Below are 21,525 nucleotides of genomic sequence, written 5' to 3'. Positions count from 1 at the left end.
CTCCTGTTCCCTATTCTCCATTCCCTATTCCCAGCCCCCAAGCCATGCGCATCGACCAGCAACCCGCCTATGTCCTGCACGCGCGGCCGTATCGCGAGACGTCGCTGTTGCTGGAGTGCCTGACCCGCGAGCATGGGCGGTTGGGTGTGGTGGCGCGGGGCGTGCGCGGTGAGCGTGCACGGTTGCGGCGTGCGCAGCTCGAACCGTTCCAGCCGCTGGCGCTGGGTCTGCTGCTGCGCGGCGAGATGGCCACGCTCACCGCCGTCGAGGCGGTCGGCACGCCGCAGCGACTGGAAGGCGACGCGGCGCTGGCCGGGCTGTATCTCAACGAGTTGGTGGTGCGCCTGACCGGGCGGCAGGACCCGCTGGGGCCGCTGTTCGATGCCTATGCCGCAGCGCTGGCGCGGCTGGCCACGGGCGAGTCGATCAGCTGGAGCCTGCGCCGCTTCGAACGCGACCTGCTGCAGGCCACCGGTTACGGCCTGCCGTTGCTGCACGAGGCGGACACCGGCGAGGTGATCGAGCCGGACGCGTGGTATCGCTACCAGGTCGAGGAAGGCGCGCGGCGTTGCGCCGCCGACGCGCCCCGCGCGATGCGCGGCGCCGACCTGCTGGCACTGGCGCACGACCGCATGCCCGACCCGCACGGCCTGAAAGCATTGCGCGACCTGATGCGCGAAATCATCCGCTTCCACCTCGGCGGCGGCGAGTTGCGCGCGTGGCGGGTGCTGTCGATGGCGGTCTCGCGCCGCGCTCCCGCCGCGGGCAGCGACCGCGCCAAGCCGCCGGCGTGAGTCCGCGCCAGGAGCGTGGGCGGTAGAAATCTCCCGGGCTGCAAAAGCGTCTGCGCGGTCCATATTTCCGCCGCTTCCTGCTCGTAGAACCACTATGGGCCGGCGAATCGTCGAAAATCTGTCCTCACGCAGCCACTTTTTCGCCTCGAAAGTTTCTACCGCCCACGCTCCTAGCTGTCCAGCGCCTGCAGCGTCGCGGCCAGCACGCGGCGGAAGCTGGCCAAGGCGGCGGGCGCGGAGCCGTCGGGCAGGAGTTGCCGCTGCAGTCGCACCGCCTGTTCGGCCAGCGCCGTGGCACCGCAAAATCCGCATGAGGAACGCAGCCGGTGCAGCCGTTCGGCGAATGCGACGCGGTCGGCGCTGAGCTGGTCCAGTTCGCCTTGCAGCAGCGCGAGTTCCTCGCGCAGCAACAGGCGCAACGCACGCATCGTGGTGGCGTCGCCGCTGCTGCAGAGCGCCGCGCCATCGTCCAGCACGGACGACGACTCGGCCTGGATCAGCGCCAGCACGCGGCGCAGGTCGGTCAGGGTGCAGGGTTTGAGCAGGATGTCGCTGAAGCCTGCCGCCAGCAGGTCGTCGCGGTCGGCCGGCGCGATGTCCGCGCTGGTGGCCACGGCGGTGCTGTCGACGGAGGCAGAGCGGACATCGGCGCGCAGTTGCTCCAGCACGTGCAGGGCGCCGCCGCCGGGCATGCGGCAGTCGAGCAGCAACAGGTCGAACTTGCCCGCACCGGCGCGCTCCAGCGCTTCCCGGCCGCTGCCGGCGGTCTCCACCGTGGCGCCCAGTGAGCGCAGCCCGTCGCTGAGGAAGCGGCAACTGCCGGGGTCGTCATCGGCGACCAGAACGTAGGGGCGGGGTGCCTGGCGGAGGGACGAACTGCAAGATTCCGGGCGCTCGCTCAAGACGAAATCCTTGTCGTTCATCTGGATTTGGCAGAATGGCCCGAGATGCGCCCGACTTCAAGCCACATTTCGAGCCGCTTCGCGCTGTGTTGCGGCCTCCTGCTGGGTCTGCTCTGGTTCGCGCCGGCGCGGGCCGACGTGCTGCTGTCGGCCAGGTCGATCAGCATGCCGGGACTTCAACTGCAGGCGGTGACGCTGCGCCTGGGCGAGGACGGCGCCGGCGCGCTCACCGTGTCGCTGCATGCGGACAAGGCCGACCTGCCGGCCATGGGCTGGCGCCGCCTGCCGCTGGATCTTGCCGGCAGCCTGCGCCGCAACGAGCACATGGGCTGGGTGCTGGACGGCAACCTCAAGCTGGCCCGCGCGCCCGGCGGCGCGCTCGCCGATGCGCAGGTGCAGGTGCAGGTGAGCCCGGCGGCCAACACCTTGCAGATCGACGTGTTGCAGGGCCAGGCCACGCTCAGCGGCGCCTTGCCGCTGGATCAGCCCACGCATGCGCAGATCCGTGTGACAAACCTGCCGGCAGGCTGGCTGCAAGGCCTGCTCGGCACCGTCTGGTCCGGCCGCACCACCGCCGGCCGGGTGGATGCCGAGCTGGCACTGGACCTGCGTGACCCGGGCCTGCGTTCCTCCGGCCAGTTCAGTCTGCACGAGGTGGGTTTCGACACGCCCAGCGGCACGCTTGCCGGGCGGGGCGTCAGCGGCAATGGCCGCTTCAACTTCGACTACGGCGATGGCCCGGCACAGATCGACCTCGATGCAGGCCTGCGCGGGGGCGAGCTGCTGCTGGGTCCGCTCTACGCCAAGCTGCCCGATCATCCCGTGCAGTTGAATCTGCATGCCAACGCTGCGGACGGGGCGGTGGAGCTGAGCCGCCTGCGTTTCACCGATGCCGATGCGCTGCAGCTCTCCGGCGCGCTGGCGTTCGATGCCAAAGGCGCGCCGAGCGCCTTGCGGCTGGACCGCCTGCACGCCAGCTTCCCGGCGGCGTACGAACGTTACGGGCGCTCCTGGCTCGACACGATGGGCCTGCAGGACCTCACGGTGGCCGGCGACATCGACGCCAGTGTCGACTGGCGTGAGGATTCCCTGCGCAGCTTCGCGTTCAAGACCGATGGGTTCGACCTGACCGACGCTGCCGGGCGCCTGGCGATCGACGGCCTGCACGGCGCGCTGGACTGGTCGGCCAAGGGCGACCGGCCCGTCACCACGCTGGGCTGGCGCGGGCTGGGTTTCTACCGGATCGAGAACGGCGCGGCCCAATCGACCTGGCGCAGCCATGACGGCATGCTGAGCCTGCAGCAGCCGCTGACGATGCCGGTGCTGGGTGGCCAGCTGCAGATCGGCCAGTTCGATTGGTCCCCCGCCGCGGCTGCCGGCCAGCGGCTGGCGACCTCGCTGGTGCTGACCGGCGTGGACATGAAGGCGTTCAGCCAGGCGATGGGCTGGCCCGCGTTCCCCGGCACGCTGGCCGGCGCGGTGCCCTCGCTGCGCTGGGTCGACGACCGGCTGGAACTCGGCGGCGGGCTCAGCGCGCACGTGTTCGACGGCTTCGTCGACATCACCCGGCTGTCCCTGCAGCAACCGTTCGGGACCAGTCCGGTGCTCAGCGCGGATATCGACCTGAAGCAGCTCGATCTCGGTGCGATCACCAGCGTGTTCGACTTCGGCAGCATCACCGGGCGGCTGGACGGCAGCATCCAGGGCCTGCGCCTGGTCGACTGGAGCCCGGTGGCGTTCAAGGCCAGCCTGCTCGCCGGCGACGGCGGACGGATCAGCCAGCGCGCGGTGAACAACCTCACCTCGGTCGGTGGCGGCGGCGTGGCTGCCGGCCTGCAGGGCGCGATGCTGAAACTGTTCAAGACGTTCGGCTACCAGCGCATCGGCCTCAATTGCACCTTGCAGGGCACCGTGTGCAAGATGAGCGGTCTGGAACCGACCGACGGTGGCTACACTATCGTCGAAGGCAGCGGCCTGCCGCGCCTGCAGGTGATCGGCCACCAGACCGAGGTCGACTGGCCCACCCTGGTCAAGCGGCTGCAGGACGCCATCAGCGGCAGCGGGCCCGAGATTCACTGAGCGGTTGCCGATTCGACCTCCAAACCCGGACTGGCGATCGAAAGTCACGAGAACGGGTTTTCTGCACATACTTACTTTTCAGCACCGGAGTCACGTCATGCGCAAGCTCGTCTACGTCATCCTGACCACCATGGCCGTGGCGCTGGTCGGCTGTGTCACGATCAACGTGTACTTCCCCGAAGCCGCGGCGCAGAAGGCCGCCGACCAGTTCATCGGCAGCGTGCTGGACAAGGCCGACGCCGCCGGCAAGCCGGCCGCGAAGGAGCCGCCGCCGGCGCCGAAGAGCGACGCCGGGCACCCCTCGGCCATGCTGCTCGACCTGCTGATCCCCGCCGCGCAGGCGGCCGAGACGCCGGATTTCCGCGTCCACACCAGCGCCACCGACGCCATTCATGCGCGCATGAACCAGCGCATCGGCGGCATCCTCGGCCAGCTGCTGGACAGCGGCGCGGTCGGCTTCACCCACGACGGCATGGTGGCCATGCGCGACGCGGCGAAGGTGCCGCTGAGCCAGCGCGCCCAGGCCAATGCCGCCGTGGCCGAGGAGAACCGCGACCGCGCCGCGCTGTACCGCGAGATCGCCGTCGCCAACAACCACCCGGAATGGGAGGCGCAGATCCGCACCGCCTTCGCCAAGACATGGATCGAGAAGGCGCACGCCGGCTGGTACTACCAGAACGCCGCCGGCGCCTGGCAGAAGAAATAGCTTCCGCCGCAAAGTGATCCCTACCGCGTAGGGCGGGCAGTGCCCGCCCTACGGGGGCGCGGTCCGGCCCGATCTGTGATAATTGGCGGCCAGCCCTTCTGTCTGCGCCCCATGTCACGTTCCAACTCGGTCTCGCCCACACCCTTTGAAGCACACATCACCGACCTCGGCCACGATGGCCGCGGCGTGGCGCGGATCGACGGCAAGACGGTGTTCGTCAGCGGGGCCTTGCTCGGCGAGCGGGTGATGGCGAAGCTGCGCAAGCGGCACCGGCATTTCGACGAGGCGGAAACGGTCGAGGTGATCACCGCCTCGCCGCATCGGGTCGAACCGAAATGCCGCCATTTCGCGCAGTGCAGCGGCTGCTCGCTGCAGCATCTCGATGCGCCCTCGCAGATCGCCGCCAAGCAACGCGTGCTGGCCGAAAACTTCGAGCGCATCGGCAAGGTCACGCCACAAGCCTGGTTGCCGCCGCTCACCGCCGAACCATGGGGCTATCGGCGCAAGGGTCGGCTGTCGGTACGCAACGTGGCGAAGAAGGGCCGCGTGCTGGTCGGCTTCCGCGAGGAGCAGAACCCGCGTTTCGTCACAGAGATCCGGCAATGCGAAGTGATGCATCCGGCGCTCGGCCCCAAGGTCGGGTTGCTGGCCGAGCTGCTGGGCACCATGGATGCGGCCGAGGACATCCCGCAGATCGAATTCGCCGCCGGCGACGAGCTGATGGCGCTGGTGTTCCGCCACATGCAGCCGCTCAGCGAACACGACCAGGCCGCGCTGGTCGCGTTCGGCCGGCAGCACGGTTTCGCGATCTACCTGCAGCCGGGCGGCATCAGCAGCGTGCATCCGTTGTGGCCGGAAAACCCGCGGCTGGCCTTCACGATCGCCAGTGGGGACGCGCGCTTCGCCGACGTCGAGCTGGAGTTCCAGCCGCTCGATTTCGTGCAGGTCAACGCCGGCATGAATCAGTTGATGATGGCGCGCGCGATGGAGCTGCTCGATCCGCAGCCGGCCGATCGCGTGCTCGACCTGTTCTGCGGCCTCGGCAACTTCACCCTGCCGATCGCGCGGCGGGTGGCCGAGGTCGTCGGCGTGGAAGGCGAGCACGGCCTGGTCGAGCGCGCCGCGCAGAATGCCGCGCGCAACGGCATCGCCAACGCGCGCTTCCACGTCGCCAACCTGTTCGAGGACCAGCGCGCCACCGAGTGGGCGCGCCAGCCGTGGGACAAGCTGCTGCTCGACCCGCCGCGTGCCGGCGCCGACAAGGTGCTCGACTACCTGCCGCACAAGGCGACCAGACGCATCGTCTACGTCTCCTGCCATCCCGCCTCGCTGGCGCGCGACGCCGGCATCCTGGTCAACCGGCACGGCTTCAGGCTGGCCTCGGCCGGCGTGATGGACATGTTCCCGCATACCTCCCATGTCGAATCGATTGCGCTGTTCGAGCGCTGAGGAGCGAGGAGTGAATGAAGAGGAGTGAGAAGTGAGAGAAATCCAGTGCATGCTTGACGCTCTTGTTCTTGCTCTCTCTCACTTCTCACTTCTCTCCGTTCACTCCTGACTTTTATGCCCATCGAGATCGAACGCAAATTCCTGTTGGCCACCGACGAGTGGCGCGCCGCGATCGAGCGCAGCGAGCCGATCGCGCAGGGCTACCTGGTCGGTGCGCAGGCCTTGCGCGAGGGCCACGCGCGCGCCTCGGTGCGCGCGCGGCTGGCCGGTGAGCAGGCGTGGCTCAACATCAAGGCCGCCACTTCCGGCATCGCGCGGGCCGAATTCGATTACCCGATACCGCTGGCCGATGCGCGCGTCATGCTGGCCAGCCTCTGCGACGGCGTGCTGGAGAAGGTCCGCCATCATGTCCGCGTCGACGGCGTACTGTTCGAGGTCGACGAATTCGGCGGCGACAACGCCGGCCTGGTCGTCGCCGAGGTCGAATTGCCTGCAGTCGATGCCTCATTTCCGCGGCCGGCGTGGCTGGGCCGCGAGGTGAGCGCGCTGACGCGCTACTACAACGTCAACCTGATCGCGCATCCGTACCGGCAATGGTCGCCGGCCGAGCGCGCCGCCGAGGATGCCGCATGCTGATGATCGGCGTGGCCGCGCCGGAACTGGCCGAATCCGAGAAACGCTGGCTGCGCGCGCCCGGCGTCGCCGGCGTGCTGCTGTTTGCGCGCAACTACCGTTCGCGCGAGCAGTTGATGGCCTTGTGCGAGGCGATCCGCGATGCCGGCGGCGAGCACCTGCTGATCGCGGTGGACCAGGAGGGTGGCCCGGTGCAACGCTTCCGCGACGGCTTCACCCGGCTGCCGCCGCTGGCAGCGATCGGTGCCGTTTACGACCGCGACCCCTTTGATGCGATCCGCCTGGCCGAGGAGCACGCCTGGGTGATGGCCAGCGAACTGCGCGCCAGCGGCGTCGATTTCAGTTTCGCGCCGGTGGTCGATCTCGCCCGTGGCAACGCGGCTATCGGCCTGCGTGCTTTCCACGCCGATCCCGCGGTGGCCGGCGAACTGGGCCAGGCCTACGTGCGCGGCATGCACCTGGGCGGCATGGCCGCAGTGCTCAAGCACTTCCCGGGGCATGGCTCGGTCATCGGCGACACCCACAAGGTGGCGGCGGTCGACCCGCGCGGCCTGGACGAGATCCGCCGCGACGATCTGCGCCCGTTCGCCGAATGCATCGAGGCACGCGTCGAAGCGGTGATGATGGCGCACGTCATTTACCCGGCCGTGGACAGCCGTCCAGCCGGCTATTCGAAAGTCTGGATCGAGCAGGTCCTGCGCGGCGAACTGGGCTTCACCGGCGCGGTGATCAGCGACGACATCAGCATGGCCGCCGCCGGCGCGGCCGGCAGCGTGGGCGGGCGAGTGAGGGCGCACCTCGACGCCGGCTGCGACCTGGTGCTTGCCTGCTTCCCCGAGGTGGTCGAGGAGGCACTGGCCGCGCTGCCTGCCGATACCGGCGCCATGCCCGCGTCGATCGCCACGCTGCGCGGCGCCATTGGCGCCACCTGGGCCGGCCTCGCGGACAATCCACAGCGCGACCGTTTCGTCGCCCGCATCACGGCGTTGCACGCCGAAGGAAACGCATGAACACTGCACATCCCTCCCTGGCCGATGCGCTGGCGCAGGCCGACCTGCTGTATGCCCGCGAGGCGCTGGAGCCGGTGATCGCCGACATGGGCGCACGCATCGATGCCGTGCTCGGCGGCGAGCGCGCGGTGTTCCTCACCGTGATGAACGGCGCGTTGATCTTCGCCGGCCAGCTGGCCCTGGCGATCCGCACCGACCTGGAGTTCGACTACGTGCACGCCACCCGCTACCGCGGCGAAACCACCGGCAGCACGCTGCACTGGCTGCGTGCACCCGCCGTGTCGCTGGCCGGTCGCGTGGTGCTGCTGGTCGACGACATCCTCGACGAAGGCCACACGCTGAAGGAAGTGCGCGAAGACTGCTACAAGCGCGGTGCGAAAAAAGTGCTGATCGCCAGCCTGTGCACCAAGCGCCACGACCGTCTGGTCGAAGGCATCGCCTCGGATTTCAACGGCGTGGAACTGCCCGACCGCTTCGTGTTCGGCTACGGCATGGACTACTACGAGCAGGGGCGCAACCTGCCGGGCATCTACGCGTTGAAGGCCGGGAATGGGGAATAGGGATTCGGGACCAGGGCGCACAACTGTGGCGCTTCGAATTTGCGCTTGCGCTACCCCAGCCGATCACCCTTCGACTTCGCTGCGCTGCGCTCAAGGTGAACGGTGGTGAATTTCTGGCTGCAACCTGAAAACGGATCATTACGATGCCCCATCACGAAACTACCCCCCTCGACCTCGCCGTCATCGGCGGCAGCGGCCTGTACAACTTCCCGGGCCTGGAAAATGCCGAGCGGCACACGGTGGACACGCCCTACGGCCCGGCCTCCGGCGACATCGTGGTCGGCGACTTCGCCGGCAAGCGCATCGCCTTCCTCGCCCGCCACGGCGAGAGCCACACGCTGCCGCCGCACCGGGTCAACTACCGCGCCAACGTGTGGGCGTTGCACAGCCTGGGCGCGCGGCGGGTGGTCGGCGTCAATGCCGTCGGCGGCATCCGCGACGACATGGGTCCGCGGGTAATCGTGGTACCCGACCAGCTGATCGACTACACCCACGGCCGCCTCACCAGCTACTGCGACGTCGAAGGCGCCGAGGTGAAACACATCGACTTCAGCGAGCCGTATGCCGAATCGTTGCGACGGCAATTGCTTGATGCGGCGCGTGCGGCCGGCGTGGCGGCCATCGACGGCGGCTGCTACGGGGCCACCCAGGGGCCGCGGCTGGAAACCCGTGCCGAGATCGCCCGCATGAAGCGCGACGGTTGCGACCTGGTCGGCATGACCGGCATGCCCGAGGCCGTACTGGCGCGCGAACTGGAGTTGGACTATGCCTGCCTGGCACTGGTGGCGAACTTTGCCGCCGGCTGCGGCGACGAGGCGGAAATCAGCATCGAGGAGATCTTCGCCCACCTCGCCGCCGCCACCGCCGACGTGCCGCGCATCCTGGCCGAGTTGCTGCGGGTCTGAGGGCATCCGGTGAATTTGTGCACGGACCGGACTTCTTCGTATTGCAATGCGGCTTCACCTCTTGCTACTTTTCCCCGGCCAGCGCGGCGAGCCGGGGGGACAGCCGCACCAGTTCTGGCGCACCATTCCATGGATCCAGAGGTTCACGCAATGACTTTCGGTACGGTCAAATGGTTCAACGACGCCAAGGGTTTCGGTTTCATCGCACCTGAGGACGGGGGAGCGGACGTGTTCGTCCATTTTTCGGCGATCGCCAGCAAGGGCTTTCGCAGCCTGCAGGAAGGTCAGCGGGTGAAGTTCGAAGTCACCCAAGGTCCCAAGGGCGCCCAGGCCTCGGCGGTCGAAGCCGCCTGATCGGCCGACCCCGCGTCGCATGATGCAAAGGAAACCCCGCACTCGCTGCGGGGTTTCCTTTTTTGCGCGAGCCCCCAACCGGAAGCCCCATCCGTTCACCCTGAGCGTAGCCGCGCAGCGGCGAAGTCGAAGGGCCACACCACGAGTCGAGACCCCTACGGCAGCGCATGGCCGCGTCGCTTGGTTAATATGGGGAATTGCCGAACACCCCAGGAGCTCCTCGTGATCATCAAGCCCAAAGTCCGCGGTTTCATCTGCGTCACCGCCCACCCGGTCGGCTGCGAGCGCAACGTGCTCGACCAGATCGCGATCACCCAGGCCGCCGGCCACGACAAGAGCAAGGGCCCCAAGCGCGTGCTGGTGATCGGCGCCTCCACCGGCTACGGTCTGGCCTCGCGCATCACCGCCGCGTTCGGCTACGGCGCCGCCACGCTCGGCGTGTTCTTCGAGAAGCCCAGCAGCCACGACAAGACCGGCACCGCCGGCTGGTACAACGCCGCCGCGTTCGACAAGGCGGCCAAGGCCGCCGGCCTGTACAGCAAGTCGATCAACGGCGACGCGTTCGCCCACGAGACGCGCGCCAAGGCCATCGAGATCATCAAGAACGAGATGGGCGGCCCGATCGACCTGGTCGTCTACTCGCTGGCCTCGCCCGTGCGCAAGCTGCCCGACACCGGCGAAGTGGTGCGCTCGGCGCTGAAGACCATCGGCGAGCCGTTCCACAACACCTCGGTCGACACCAACAAGGACACCGTGATCGAGGCCACCGTCGAGCCGGCCACCGAGCAGGAGATCAAGGACACCGTCACCGTGATGGGCGGCGAGGACTGGGCGCTGTGGATCGACGCGCTGAGCGCCGCCGGCGTGCTGGCCGAACACGCCAAGACCATCGCCTACAGCTACATCGGCACCGAGATCACCTGGCCGATGTACTGGCACGGCACCCTGGGCCAGGCCAAGCAGCACCTGGACAACACGGCCCGTGAACTGCGCAGCCGCCACCCCGGCCTCGACGCCTACGTGGGCGTGATGAAGTCCGTCGTCACCCAGGCCAGCGCCGCCATCCCGGTGATCCCGCTGTACGTCTCCATTGCCTTCAAGATCATGAAGGAGAAGGGCATCCACGAAAACCCGATCGAGCAGGCCAACCGCCTGTTCCATGACCGCCTCTACCGTGCTGATGGTGCGGCCGCGCCTACCGACGATGAAGGCCGGTTGCGCCTGGATGACTGGGAACTGCGCGACGACGTGCAGGAACCCTGCAAGACGATCTGGCCCACCGTCACCACCGAGAACCTCAAGCAGATCACCGACTACGCCGGCTACAAGCACGAGTTCCTGCAGCTGTTCGGCTTCGACCGCGACGACGTGGACTACGACGCCGAGGTGGAAGCGGATCGGCGGTTTGATTGTGTGGAGATGTGAGGGCAGGAGATGGGGGACGCGTCTGCATGAGTAACCGTTACGAAGCCGGTGAGGCCCAAGGCAGCCACGAGCCTGGCTCGGACGACCGGGTCTTGCGGAACAAGCTGGGCGTGACCGATCCAGACGAGATGGACGAAGTCGAACTGCAGTTATTGGGGCAGATCTACCGGGCGGTGCTGTTGGAGGCATTGCCTGATCGGCGCCTGTACGTGGCGGACTTGAAAACCTGGCATCGTCGGTGGCTCGGCAATGTATATGACTGGGCTGGCATGGAGCGCTCGGTCAACATGGGCAAGGGCGATTTCCATTTTGCCGCGGCAACGCAGGTTCCCCGTCTGTTGACGGTGTTTGAACGCGATTGTCTTGCACGTTTCACGCCTTGCCATGACATTGATGATGCTTCATTGATAGAAGCGATCGCCATGACCCACGTAGAACTCATCCTGATTCACCCATTTCGCGAGGGGAATGGGCGGCTGTCGCGCCTATTGGCCGACGTCATGGTGGTACAGGCGGGGCGCGGGCCACTCGACTACAGCGCGTGGGAGGCAGACAAGGCAGCGTATTTCGGCGCCATTCGAGCCGGCATGGCGAACGACTACCGGCCGATGCAGCGATTGGTTGAAGCGGCCCTGGTGAACTGAGAGGAGTCAGCTTGCCAGTGCGATTCCGCGAAGCTTGGGGTTCTTGCCGAGCAAGGACTCTTCGACCTGGCGGATGCTCTTGCCGGTTTCGATAGCGGTGGAACTGGCCACTGCACGGACGATGGCCCGCTGGCTGGGCGCTTTGGCGGCGCGGAGCGGCTTCTTGTTGGGGATGGTCGGCTTGGCGGACTTCACGGCGTCCATTATACCTTAATAGGCCTGTTCGCAATTGGCTGAATGGCGCCGACCCGAGTTTTCCGCCGCCGCAGGTATCGGTCTACGAAGGGCGTCAGCATTCCTGGCTGGGCTTGCCGGAAGACATGGAGCATTTCGATTGAGCCGCCCCTGAAATGAAAAACCCGATGCCATCAAGGCATCGGGTTTTCAGTGTCGGCAAACGCCATGTCAGTCGCGCGACTTGGCCACCACGCTGCCGTCGTCGGGGTCGACCAGCAGTTCGACATCGGTGCCGCGGGCGGTGTCGGCTTCGGCGCTCCACAGGCCGTGCTCGTATTCCACGTCGTGGATCTTCTCGTAGCCGGCGGCGGTGAGCTTGGCCTTGATTTCGTCCTTGTTGAGCCTGGACGGGGCGTCGGTGACGTAGACCTTGCCGCTGACCGGTCCCACGGTGATCTTCGCCCACTGGTCGTTGCCGCCGCGTGCCTGGCTGCGCCACACGCCGTCCTCGAACTTGAGTCCCTTGACCTCCTTGTAGCCGGCATTGGCGATCGCGGTCTTGATGGCGTCCTCGGTCAGCGCGCCTTCCGGCGGCTGCGTGCCCCAGTGAGTGGTCGTGGTGACGATCTGCGTGGTGGTGCCGGATTGCGCGGGGGCGGGCGCCTGCTGCGCCATGGCTGCCGTGCACACGGACAGGCCGATCAACAGCGGAAGTGTGTGCTTGGTCATCAGTGACTCCTTCTTCGGTGATGTCGCCAGCCGGCCAGGACTGGCCGGGCGCCGACTCATGGGGAGTCCGATGGAAGCAGTGCCGGTGAAATGGCTGCGTGAACGTGATGAATGCTGGTTCAGCAGACAGTGCCACCGGGAAGCCGTCGCCAGTAGGAGCCCGCTCGCGGGCGATGCTGTTTTGGTTTGCGGCTGTCGAACCCCGACACCCGACAAGAGCATCGCCCGCGAGCGGGCTCCTTATGTGTCGATTCTCCTCGGAGGTTGGGGGAGAATCGCCGACTGATCATCGGTGGGAACGGGGAGACGCCGTCGGGCTCCTCTGGCTTCGCGCCTGCGCCGTAGATTCGCGCCCCCGTTCCGTTTTATCTGCCGCAAGCTGCAACGGTATCTTAGGCCCGCCCCTGGCGTGAGCCTGCACGTGTAAGGATCGGCTTGGCGGATCTTCGATGGTCGGACACCTGAACCGAACGAGGATTGGCTGATGACAGAATCCATGGTTGGCATCGACGTGGCCAAGGCAACCTTTGACGTGGCCGCGCCGCTGGAACCGAAGGGCAAGTACCGCACCAAAGCGAAGTTGCCGAACACGCCCGCCGGCTTCACCTTGCTGAGCGACTGGCTGGATCGCCACGTGCCGGGAGCGGCGGTGTGCATGGAAGCGACGGGCGTGTATCACGAAGCATTGGCCACTTTCCTGGTCGAGCGCGGCGTGACCGTTTACGTGGCCAACCCGGCCCAGGTCGCCGCCTATGCCAAGAGCGAGTTGTCGAGGACCAAGACCGATCATGCCGATGCCAAGCTGATCGCCCGCTTTGCGATGGCGCAGTTGCAGGTGGGCACCACCTTGCGGCCGTGGGTGCCGCCCACGCCCGCCCAGCGCAAACTGCGCGCCCTGATCCACCGGCTGAACGATCTGGAGGGCATGCGCCAGATGGAACGCAACCGGCTGGACGTCAGCGATCAGGCGGTGCGCGGCTCCATCGCCGACGTGATGGAGACATTGGACGCCCAGATCGCAGAGCTGAAGAAGGAAATCGACAACCACATCGACTCGGATCCGGACTTACGCCGCGATGCCGGCCTGCTGACCTCCATTCCGGGGATTGGCGAGCTGACGGCGGCCTTCATGTTGGGCTGTGCGGGCGACCTGCGCCGGTTCGACGACCCGCGCAAGCTCGATGCCTTCGCCGGCATGAATCCCGCCATCCGCGAGTCGGGCAAGTGGGTCGGTCAAAGCCGCCTGTCCAAGCTCGGTCACGCCTTGTTGCGCGCCAAGCTCTACATGCCGGCGATGACGGCGATCCGCCACAACGTCGCCGTGCGCGCCTTGTTCGATCGACTGGTCGCTCGCGGCAAGCCACGCAAACTGGCGCTGGGTGCCGCCATGCGCAAGCTGCTCCACCTCGCTTGGGGGGTTATCCGCTCAGGTAAGAATTTCGACCCCAGCATCGCGCTTGCCTGACGGACGGCAAGACGGTATCTACGGGTGTGACGGGAGTCGACAGGGTGTGAGGGCGATCAACCTTCGCCCATGCCCTCGGTCGGTTCCGATGCGCTGCCGGCACGGACCTTGTCCTCGATCTGCTGGCCGATTTTCGCGTCCACGCTTTTCCAGTAAGCAAAGGCGCGTTCCAGCACCGGGCTGCGCACGCCGCCGAGCAGGCTGCCGGCGACCTGATCGACGAACTGCGCGCGCTGGGCGTCGTTCCACACCTCGCGCACCAGGGTGCCGGCCTGGCCGAAGTCGTCGTCCTCCGCGTGCTGCGTGTATGCGCTGCGTACCATCTCGCCGTCGGCTTCCCAGCCGTTTTCGACCGGGCCGGTGTCGTCCGACCACGGGCGCCCGCCGCTGTTGGGTGCATGCACCGGGGCGTTGCCGCTGTGGTGGTAGGCCATCTGGCCGTCGAACATGTACGTGTTCACCGGCACCTTGGGCTGGTTCACCGGCAGCTGGTGGAAGTTGGTGCCGATGCGGTTGCGCTGGGCATCGGCGTAGGCGAACGCGCGGCCGAGCAGCATCTTGTCCGGCGACAGGCCGATACCCGGCACGGTGTTGCCCGGCGAGAACGCGGCCTGCTCGATCTGCGCGAAGAAGTTCTCCGGATTGCGATTCAAGGTCATCGTGCCGACCTTGATCAGCGGGTAGTCCTTGTGCGGCCACACCTTGGTCAGGTCGAACGGATTGAAGCGGTAGTTCTTCGCCTCCGCATACGGCATCACCTGCACCGACAGGTCCCACACGGGAAATTCGCCGCGCTTGATCGCGTTGAACAGGTCGGCGCGGTGGAAGTCGGCGTTCTCGCCGGCCATCGCGGCCGCTTCGGCGTTGTTGAAGAACGCCATGCCCTGGCGGGTGTGGAAATGGTATTTCACCCAGAACTTCTCGCCGGCGGCATTGATCCACATATAGGTGTGCGAGCCGTAGCCGTTCATGTGCCGCCAGGTGCGCGGCAGGCCGCGCTCACCCATCACGTAAGTCACCTGGTGGGCGGTTTCCGGATTGGACGTCCAGAAGTCCCATTGCATGTGGTTGTCGCGCAGGCCCGAATCCGGCAGGCGCTTCTGGCTGCGGATGAAGTGCGGGAACTTCATCGGGTCGCGCAGGAAGAACACCGGCGTGTTGTTGCCGACCAGGTCGTAGTTGCCTTCGTCGGTGTAGAACTTCAGCGAGAAGCCGCGCACGTCGCGCCAGGTATCCGGGCTGCCCGATTCGCCGGCGACGGTGGAGAAGCGCGCCAGCATGTCGGTCTTCGCGCCCTTCCGGAACAGCGCCGCGCGCGTGTAACGGGACACATCCTCGGTAACCTGCAGCACGCCGAACGCGCCGGCACCCTTGGCGTGCGGCTGGCGCTCGGGCACCTTCTCGCGGTTGAAGTGCGCCATCTGTTCGAGGAAGTGCACGTCGTGCAGCAGCAGCGGGCCGTTCGGGCCGATGCTCAGCGAGTTGCGATCGCTGACGGCAGGGGCGCCGGCGCCGGTAGTGGAACCGCTGGCGGACTTGTTCTTGTCGTGGGACATGGGGACTTGCCTCCTTCGATGCAGGTTGGTCGAGGTGACCGGACCCAGTCTGCCTCCAACCGCGCGGGCACGCCATTCGGTATTTCCAATCGGGACGATAGGCCGCGCTGCAGCGCGTGCGAAACCGGCCACGGGATGGAGAATCGGCGCGATCAGGAATATCGTGCGAGGTCGAACCCTGCATTTTCTCCCCATCCCCGAGCCAAGGAACCGCCATGACCACCAAAGCCTACGGCGCACATGCCGCCGACAAGCCCCTGCAAGCCCTCGACATCGAGCGCCGCGCGCCCGGTCCGCAGGACGTGCAGATCGAGATCGCCTATTGCGGCGTGTGCCATTCCGACCTGCATACCGTGCGCTCCGAATGGGGCGGCACCTTGTATCCCTGCGTGCCGGGTCACGAGATCGTCGGCCATGTGAGCGCCGTAGGCGGCGAGGTGACCGGCTTCAAGGTCGGCGATACGGTGGGCGTGGGTTGCCTTGTAGGCAGTTGCCAGCATTGCGCAGCCTGCGACGAAGGGCTGGAGCAGTATTGCGAGAACGGCTTCGTCGGCACCTACAACGGCCCGACCGCGGACGCGCCCGGGCACACGCTGGGCGGCTACTCGCAGCGCATCGTGGTCGACAAGAAGTTCGTGCTGAAGGTCCGCCACCCCGAATCGCAACTGGCTGCCGTCGCGCCGCTGCTGTGCGCCGGCATCACCACCTACTCGCCGCTGCGGCACTGGAAGGTCGGCCCCGGCAGCAAGGTCGGCGTGGTCGGCATCGGCGGGCTGGGCCACATGGGCGTGAAGCTTGCCCACGCGATGGGCGCACACGTGGTGGCCTTCACCACGTCGGACGGCAAGCGCCAGGCGGCGCTGGACCTGGGCGCGAACGAGGTGGTGGTATCGCGCAACGCCGGCGAGATGAAGGCGCACGCGGGCAGCTTCGATTTCATCCTCAACACCGTCGCCGCCAGCCACTCGCTGGATGCCTACACCAGCCTGCTCAAGCGCGACGGCACCATGGTGCTGGTCGGGGTGCCGGAGCACCCGCATCCGACGCCGAACATCGGCAACCTGATCTTCAAGCGTCGTGCGATTGCCGGCTCGCTGATCGGTGGCATCGCCGAGACGCAGGAGATGCTGGACTTCTGCGCCGACAAGGGCATCGTCTCCGACATCGAGATGATCCGCGCGCAGCAGATCGACGAGGCCTACGACCGCATGGTCAAGGGCGACGTGAAGTACCGCTTCGTGATCGACAACAGCTCGCTGGCCAGTTGATCCGCATGTGCTCCCTCCCCTGCGATGGCAGGGGAGGGCCGGGGCGAGGTCGCTCTTCGCGGCTTGCCCTGCTCAGCGCCAGTTCGCGTGCCGTTCCCAGAACGCCACGGCGCGCCGATAGGCCGCGCGATCCAGTGGCACGCCCGAGCCGCCTTCTTCCACGCCCAGCGCATTGCGCAGCATGGTGATCGGCACCATCGGGATCTCTTCGGGCTCGGCCGTGTAGAGGCAGCCGACCACGCCCCAGTCGGCGTCGATCGGCGAACCTTCCTTCGCCAGCTGTTCGCGGCTGTAGAGGATCGGCAGCAGATAGTTGGCGACCGGCGGGTCGATGCCTTCGAACCAGCGCACCAGCACCGGCAATTCGTCGGTGCTGCGCGCCTCGTAGGCCGAGCGCAGCAGGTGGCGGTTGGCCTCGGTGATCGGCGTGGCGGTGCAGCGCGTGGAGGTCCAGTTGCGGTGCACGTGCAGCTTGCAGAACGGCGCGTAGCCGTCGAGCACTTTCAGCGGTGCTTCGATGTTGAGGCGCTGCTCGAACTCCTCGGCGGTGCAATCCTGGATCGCGCTGCGGCGGCGATCGCGAGGGAACAGTCGGGTGCGGGCGAAGGGAGTGAGGACGATAGGCATGGAAGGCCGGGATTCGGGATTGGGGGATACGGATCAGGCCACGAACTGCAACCGTGCCAATTCGGCATACAGGCCACCTTCGGCCAGCAAACTGTCGTGCGTGCCTTGCGCCACGATGCGGCCGCCGTCGAGCACCACGATGCGGTCGGCACGTTGCACGGTGGCGAGGCGGTGGGCGATGACGAGGGTGGTGCGGCCTTTTTCGAGGCGTTCCAGTGCTTGCTGGATCGCTGCTTCGGATTGCGCATCCAGCGCCGAGGTGGCTTCGTCGAGCAGCAGCAGCGGGGCGTCGCGCAGGATCGCGCGCGCGATCGCGATGCGCTGGCGCTGGCCGCCGGAGAGGCGCACGCCGCGTTCGCCCATCTCGGCCTGGTAGCCGTCGTTCAGCGCGCTGATGAAGTCGTGCGCTTCGGCGGCGCGGGCGGCCTCGTGCACTTCCTCGTCGCTGGCGCCGTCGCGGCCGAAGCGGATGTTGTCGGCGGCGCTGCCGCTGAAGATCACGGTCTCCTGCGGCACCAGCGCGATCGCGCCGCGCAGGTCGTCCAGCGTCACCGCGCGCAGGTCGACGCCGTCGATGCAGATGCGGCCGGACTGCGGATCGTAGAAGCGCAGCAGCAGCGAGAACACCGTGCTTTTACCGGCGCCGGAGGGACCGACCAGGGCGACGGTTTCCCCGGGGCGCACGTCCAGCGTGAAGTCGTGCAGCGCGGGCGCGTCGGGGCGGCTCGGGTAGTGGAAGCTGACGCCGTCGAAGCGCAGCGCGCCGCGGAGCGGCTTGGGCAGGGCGAGCGGCTGCGCCGGTGCGACGATTTCGGGACGCTCGTCGAGCAGCTCGCCCAGGCGCTCCATCGCGCCGGCCGCGCGCAGCACGTCGCCCCAGACCTCGGAGAGGCCGGCGACCGAGCCGGCGGCGAACACGGCGTAGAGCACGAACTGGCCGAGCACGCCGGGGTCCAGCGTGCCGGTCAGCACATGGCGCGCGCCGGCCCACAGCACCAGGGTGATTGCGCCGAACACCAGCACGATCACCGCCATGGTCAGCAGCGCGCGCATGCCGATGCGTCGGCGCGCGGTGGCCAGCGCACGCAGGATCGCGTGGCTGTAGCGGGTGCTTTCGATGTTCTCGCGCGCGTACGCTTTCACCGCGGTGGAGGCGTTGAGGGTTTCGTTGGCGATCGCCGCGGCGTCGGCGAGGCGATCCTGGCTGGCGCGCGAGAGTTTCTGCACGCGGCGGCCGAAGACGAGAATCGGCAGCATCACCGCGGGGATCACCAGCGCGGTGAGTCCGGCCAGCGAGGGCGCAGTCCATACCATCATGGCGCTGGCGCCGACCAGCATCACCACGCTGCGCAGCGCCACCGACACGCCCGAGCCGATCAGCGCCTGCACCACCTCGGTGTCGGCGCTGAGCCGCGACAGCAGCTCGCCGACGCGGCTGCGTTCGAAGAACGCCACGTCCAGGCGGATCACCTGCGCGTACAGCGTCTGCCGCAACGACGCCAGCGCGCGTTCGCCCAGCAGGGTGATGCAGAAATAGCGAGCCGCGGTGGCTACCGCGAGCACCAGCGCCACGCCGAACAGGGCGATGAAGGTCTCGTTGATCGCCGCCTGGCTGGCATGGCCGAAGCCCTTGTCGATGATGTGGCGAAACGCCAGCGGCAAGGTCAGCGAGGCGCCCGAGGACAGCCCGAGGAACACCAGCCAGCCGACGGCCAGCGCGCGGTGCGGTTTCAGGAACGGCCACAGCCCGCGCAGGGCGCCAAGGCGGCGGGACGGGCGGGGCGTGTCGTGGGCGGTGTCGCTCATGGAGGCTCGCAGGATGTCCGTAAGGGATGCGCACGGCGGCACGCAGCCACTGAAGTGGGGCAGAAGGCCGCCGATTCAATCGGCGAACCACACGCCATGTTCTTGCTCTTGCGATTCCCTATTCCCTTCCCGGCCTGAAAGCATCGCCCGCGAGCGGGCTCCTACCCGGGCGGGCGCGAGTAGGGCGGGCACTGCCCGCCATCGCGTCTGGCTGCGATGCATACGAAGAGCCGGCGGACGGAGTCCGCCCTACCCGGGGCGGTCGATCCAGCGAGTAGGGCGGGCACTGCCCGCCATCGCGTCTGGCTGCGATGCATACGAAGAGCCGGCGGACGGAGTCCGCCCTACCCGGGGCGCGGTCAATCCAGGCGTTTCGCCCTGCTGCGGCCGCGGGTGAGGTCGCGCACCAGCAGCGCCAGGTCGTCCGCGCGGCTCTGCGGCAGTTGCAGTTGCAGCTCGACGCCGTCGGCGCCGAAGGCCTCGTGTTCGGTCTCGGCCTGCAGTTCCTTCAGCCGCGCCTTGAGCACCCCAAGCACGGCGAATTCCACGTGCAGGCCCAGCCGCGCCATCGCCACGATCGGCACCCGGTCGGCCAGGCGCAGGCATTCGGCGGCGGTGCCGCCGTAGGCTCGGGCGAGGCCGCCGGCGCCGAGCTTGACGCCGCCGTACCAGCGCGTGACCACCACCATCACGCCGTCCATCTGCTGGCCCTCGATCGCCTGCAGGATCGGTCGGCCCGCGGTGCCGCCGGGTTCGCCGTCGTCGTTGAAGCGGTAGTCCTGGCCCATGCGCCAGGCCCAGCAATTGTGCGTGGCGGCCGGGTCGGCGACCTCGCGCAGGAAGGCCAGCGCCTGGGCGGGCGAGGTCACCGGCTCGGCGATGGCGAGGAAGCGGCTCTTGCGGATGTCCTGCTGGTGGCGGCAACGCGCGGCGACGGTGGACGGCGGCTCGCTCACGGTTTGGGCAGTTTCGCCTGCAGCTCCGGCGGCAGCGGCCATTGCGGGTGGGCGTGGTGGAAATCGAGCAGGCGCTGGCGTGCCTCGTGCTGCTCGCCTTGCGCGAACAGCTGCTCGATCCGCGCCAGCTCCTCGGCCGGAGTGATGACGCCAGCCGTCGCTGGTGCGGCTTCCTTCGCGACGGTGTCCGCTGGCGGCGCGGGCGGTGCTGCCGGCGCGGGCGCCTGGAGCATTGCCGGCAGCGGCCGTGGCGGCAGTGCCGGTGGGGCTGCGGCCATCTGCGGTTGCAATGACGCCTTGGCCATCGGCGTCACCGGCGGCGGCGGTGGGGCCATCCTTGCCGCGACGACGGCAGGGGCGGCGGCTTGTTTCCTGGCAGCCGTCGACTGGCGCTCGGCCACTTCTGTTGCCTGCGTGCGCGGTGACGGCGCCGCGGCGGTAACGGCGCGATCGGCAGCTTGCCCGGCAGTGGGCAGCGTGACGGCCTGCGCCGGCGCGGCCGTTTCGGTCGGCAGCGGCGAAGCCGGCGACGTCGAGCGCATGTGCCAGGCCAGGCCGGCAACCAGCACCAGGCTGGCCGCGCTGCCCAGCGCCACCAGCCAGTGCGGCATGGGGCGACGGCGTGCGCGCGCGGCCGGGTCGACCGACGGGATCGCGCGAGCCTTGATCGCCGACAACGGCTTGGGGTGTACCCAGTCGCCGGACTCGCGCGGGTTCTTGCGGCGTTCGACGTGCAACGGCGCCCGGTCGACGCCGAGCGCATGCGCCGCGGCATGCAGCACGGCCGCGTCCAGCTCCGGACCGGGCTCGCGCCGCGGCAGATGCCGGTACAGCGCGGCCACTTCGGCTTCGCCGGGCAGCTTCTCGTCCGGGGTGGCGGGATCGTTCGGTGGCAGGGGCGTGCTCATTCGGACAGCGCTTCACGTAGGCGGGTCATGGCATAGCGCAGGCGCGACTTCACGGTCTCGCGGCCGCTGCCGGTCACTTCGGCGATCTCCTCCAGGCTCAGCTCCTGCTCCAGCCGCAACAGGATGGCGGTGCGTTGCTCGTCGGGCAACTGCTCGATCGCGCGCTGCAGATGGCGGCGGCGCTCGAAATCGGACCAGGCGTGCTCGGGTTGCTCGTGTTCGGGGATGGCGACGCGGGACAGCGCCAGTTCGGCTTCCTCGCCGTCGGCGGTGGGGCGCTGGCGGCGCAGCGCATCGACCAGAAGGTTGTGCGCGATCTGCAGCAGCCAGGTACTGAACTTTGCTTGCGGCTGGTAGCGCGCGCGGGCGGCGATCACCCGGCTCCAGGTTTCCTGGAACAGCTCGTCGGTGCGCTGGGGATCGCGCAGGCTGCGCAGCAGGAACCGATACAGCACGCCGCGATGCTTCGCGTACAGCGCCTCGAACGCGGCAAGATCGCCGCGCGCGTAGGCCAGCATCAGCATCGCATCGGGGTCGACCGGGGCATCCATGGAGTGCGAGGGTAAGACAAA

The 21,525-nt window shown here is 67.9% G+C and carries 22 protein-coding genes; 13 read left to right on the top strand and 9 right to left on the bottom strand.

What is annotated here, in order from left to right; genetic code table 11:
• Positions 1-44: 44 nt before the first annotated feature.
• On the top strand, positions 45-794 hold the full coding sequence (recO, locus tag ACVCL9_RS05995) for a DNA repair protein RecO (protein WP_395118819.1): 750 nt from the start codon (positions 45-47) through the stop codon (positions 792-794).
• 170 nt (positions 795-964) lie between these two features.
• On the opposite strand, the gene ACVCL9_RS05990 is transcribed toward recO, so the two are convergent.
• Positions 965-1,696: a response regulator gene (locus ACVCL9_RS05990; protein WP_447098757.1), complete on the bottom strand. Its 732-nt coding sequence runs from the start codon at positions 1,694-1,696 to the stop codon at positions 965-967.
• A 45-nt stretch (positions 1,697-1,741) separates the two neighbouring features.
• On the opposite strand from ACVCL9_RS05990, the gene ACVCL9_RS05985 reads away from it, so the two are divergent.
• The 10 genes from ACVCL9_RS05985 to ACVCL9_RS05940 all read left to right on the top strand — a co-directional run bounded on the left by ACVCL9_RS05985 (position 1,742) and on the right by ACVCL9_RS05940 (position 11,461).
• Positions 1,742-3,775, top strand: a complete 2,034-nt coding sequence (locus ACVCL9_RS05985; protein WP_447098758.1) for a hypothetical protein — start codon at positions 1,742-1,744, stop codon at positions 3,773-3,775.
• A gap of 97 nt (positions 3,776-3,872) precedes the next feature.
• Entirely contained in the window at positions 3,873-4,481 is a 609-nt protein-coding gene (locus tag ACVCL9_RS05980) for a YdbL family protein (RefSeq protein ID WP_395118813.1), read from the top strand.
• Positions 4,482-4,592: 111 nt separating this feature from the next.
• Positions 4,593-5,930, top strand: coding sequence for a 23S rRNA (uracil(1939)-C(5))-methyltransferase RlmD (gene rlmD / locus ACVCL9_RS05975; protein WP_395118811.1), 1,338 nt, complete (start codon positions 4,593-4,595; stop codon positions 5,928-5,930).
• Positions 5,931-6,044: 114 nt separating this feature from the next.
• On the top strand, positions 6,045-6,566 hold the full coding sequence (locus tag ACVCL9_RS05970) for a CYTH domain-containing protein (protein WP_447098759.1): 522 nt from the start codon (positions 6,045-6,047) through the stop codon (positions 6,564-6,566).
• Positions 6,560-7,573 carry a beta-N-acetylhexosaminidase gene (gene nagZ / locus ACVCL9_RS05965; protein WP_447098760.1) on the top strand — a complete coding sequence of 338 codons (1,014 nt, stop codon included), beginning with the start codon at positions 6,560-6,562 and terminating at the stop codon, positions 7,571-7,573. The genes ACVCL9_RS05970 and nagZ overlap by 7 nt, the downstream gene beginning before the upstream one ends.
• Positions 7,570-8,133 (top strand): hypoxanthine-guanine phosphoribosyltransferase, encoded by a 564-nt coding sequence (locus tag ACVCL9_RS05960; protein WP_395118805.1) that lies wholly within the window; start codon positions 7,570-7,572, stop codon positions 8,131-8,133. Before nagZ ends, ACVCL9_RS05960 begins: the two co-directional genes overlap by 4 nt.
• Positions 8,134-8,276: 143 nt before the next feature.
• Positions 8,277-9,038, top strand: coding sequence for an S-methyl-5'-thioinosine phosphorylase (locus tag ACVCL9_RS05955; RefSeq protein ID WP_447098761.1), 762 nt, complete (start codon positions 8,277-8,279; stop codon positions 9,036-9,038).
• Positions 9,039-9,188: 150 nt separating this feature from the next.
• Positions 9,189-9,392 (top strand): cold-shock protein, encoded by a 204-nt coding sequence (locus ACVCL9_RS05950; RefSeq protein WP_136259031.1) that lies wholly within the window; start codon positions 9,189-9,191, stop codon positions 9,390-9,392.
• A 222-nt stretch (positions 9,393-9,614) separates the two neighbouring features.
• Positions 9,615-10,817, top strand: a complete 1,203-nt coding sequence (fabV, locus tag ACVCL9_RS05945; protein ID WP_447098762.1) for an enoyl-ACP reductase FabV — start codon at positions 9,615-9,617, stop codon at positions 10,815-10,817.
• A gap of 26 nt (positions 10,818-10,843) precedes the next feature.
• The gene (locus ACVCL9_RS05940; protein WP_447098763.1) at positions 10,844-11,461 is read left to right on the top strand and encodes a Fic/DOC family protein; all 618 of its coding nucleotides are present in this window, start codon (positions 10,844-10,846) and stop codon (positions 11,459-11,461) included.
• 6 nt (positions 11,462-11,467) lie between these two features.
• Here the strand turns inward: ACVCL9_RS05940 and ACVCL9_RS05935 are convergent, their stop codons facing one another.
• Both ACVCL9_RS05935 and ACVCL9_RS05930 read right to left on the bottom strand, forming a co-directional pair.
• Positions 11,468-11,665 carry a hypothetical protein gene (locus ACVCL9_RS05935; protein WP_395118795.1) on the bottom strand — a complete coding sequence of 66 codons (198 nt, stop codon included), beginning with the start codon at positions 11,663-11,665 and terminating at the stop codon, positions 11,468-11,470.
• Between the two features lie 201 nt (positions 11,666-11,866).
• Positions 11,867-12,367 (bottom strand): PepSY domain-containing protein, encoded by a 501-nt coding sequence (locus ACVCL9_RS05930; RefSeq protein WP_395118793.1) that lies wholly within the window; start codon positions 12,365-12,367, stop codon positions 11,867-11,869.
• A 484-nt stretch (positions 12,368-12,851) separates the two neighbouring features.
• Here ACVCL9_RS05930 and ACVCL9_RS05925 point away from each other — a divergent pair, with 484 nt between their 5' ends.
• Positions 12,852-13,832, top strand: coding sequence for an IS110 family transposase (locus tag ACVCL9_RS05925; RefSeq protein ID WP_447097690.1), 981 nt, complete (start codon positions 12,852-12,854; stop codon positions 13,830-13,832).
• 56 nt (positions 13,833-13,888) lie between these two features.
• On the opposite strand, the gene ACVCL9_RS05920 is transcribed toward ACVCL9_RS05925, so the two are convergent.
• Positions 13,889-15,388 carry a catalase gene (locus ACVCL9_RS05920; RefSeq protein ID WP_447098764.1) on the bottom strand — a complete coding sequence of 500 codons (1,500 nt, stop codon included), beginning with the start codon at positions 15,386-15,388 and terminating at the stop codon, positions 13,889-13,891.
• Positions 15,389-15,603: 215 nt separating this feature from the next.
• Between ACVCL9_RS05920 and ACVCL9_RS05915 the strand changes: the two genes are divergently transcribed.
• Complete coding sequence (locus ACVCL9_RS05915; RefSeq protein ID WP_447098765.1) at positions 15,604-16,656, top strand: NAD(P)-dependent alcohol dehydrogenase; 1,053 nt, start codon at positions 15,604-15,606, stop codon at positions 16,654-16,656.
• 72 nt (positions 16,657-16,728) lie between these two features.
• Here ACVCL9_RS05915 and ACVCL9_RS05910 read toward each other — a convergent pair whose 3' ends face one another.
• From ACVCL9_RS05910 to ACVCL9_RS05890, 5 genes are all read right to left on the bottom strand, one after another.
• A complete protein-coding gene (locus tag ACVCL9_RS05910) occupies positions 16,729-17,283 on the bottom strand; it encodes a DUF3228 family protein (RefSeq protein WP_395118787.1) in 555 nt (184 codons plus the stop codon).
• A 33-nt stretch (positions 17,284-17,316) separates the two neighbouring features.
• Positions 17,317-19,089, bottom strand: coding sequence for an ABC transporter transmembrane domain-containing protein (locus ACVCL9_RS05905; protein ID WP_447098766.1), 1,773 nt, complete (start codon positions 19,087-19,089; stop codon positions 17,317-17,319).
• A 359-nt stretch (positions 19,090-19,448) separates the two neighbouring features.
• Complete coding sequence (locus tag ACVCL9_RS05900; protein WP_447098767.1) at positions 19,449-20,045, bottom strand: IMPACT family protein; 597 nt, start codon at positions 20,043-20,045, stop codon at positions 19,449-19,451.
• A complete protein-coding gene (locus ACVCL9_RS05895) occupies positions 20,042-20,953 on the bottom strand; it encodes a hypothetical protein (protein ID WP_447098768.1) in 912 nt (303 codons plus the stop codon). The genes ACVCL9_RS05900 and ACVCL9_RS05895 overlap by 4 nt, the downstream gene beginning before the upstream one ends.
• Positions 20,950-21,504 (bottom strand): RNA polymerase sigma factor, encoded by a 555-nt coding sequence (locus ACVCL9_RS05890; protein WP_395118779.1) that lies wholly within the window; start codon positions 21,502-21,504, stop codon positions 20,950-20,952. The genes ACVCL9_RS05895 and ACVCL9_RS05890 overlap by 4 nt, the downstream gene beginning before the upstream one ends.
• Positions 21,505-21,525: the final 21 nt, after the last annotated feature.

This window comes from Rhodanobacter sp. UC4438_H5 (assembly GCF_052978405.1).
The sequence above is the reverse complement of the archived record's forward strand: the minus strand, read 5'-3'. Positions and strand labels throughout refer to the sequence as shown.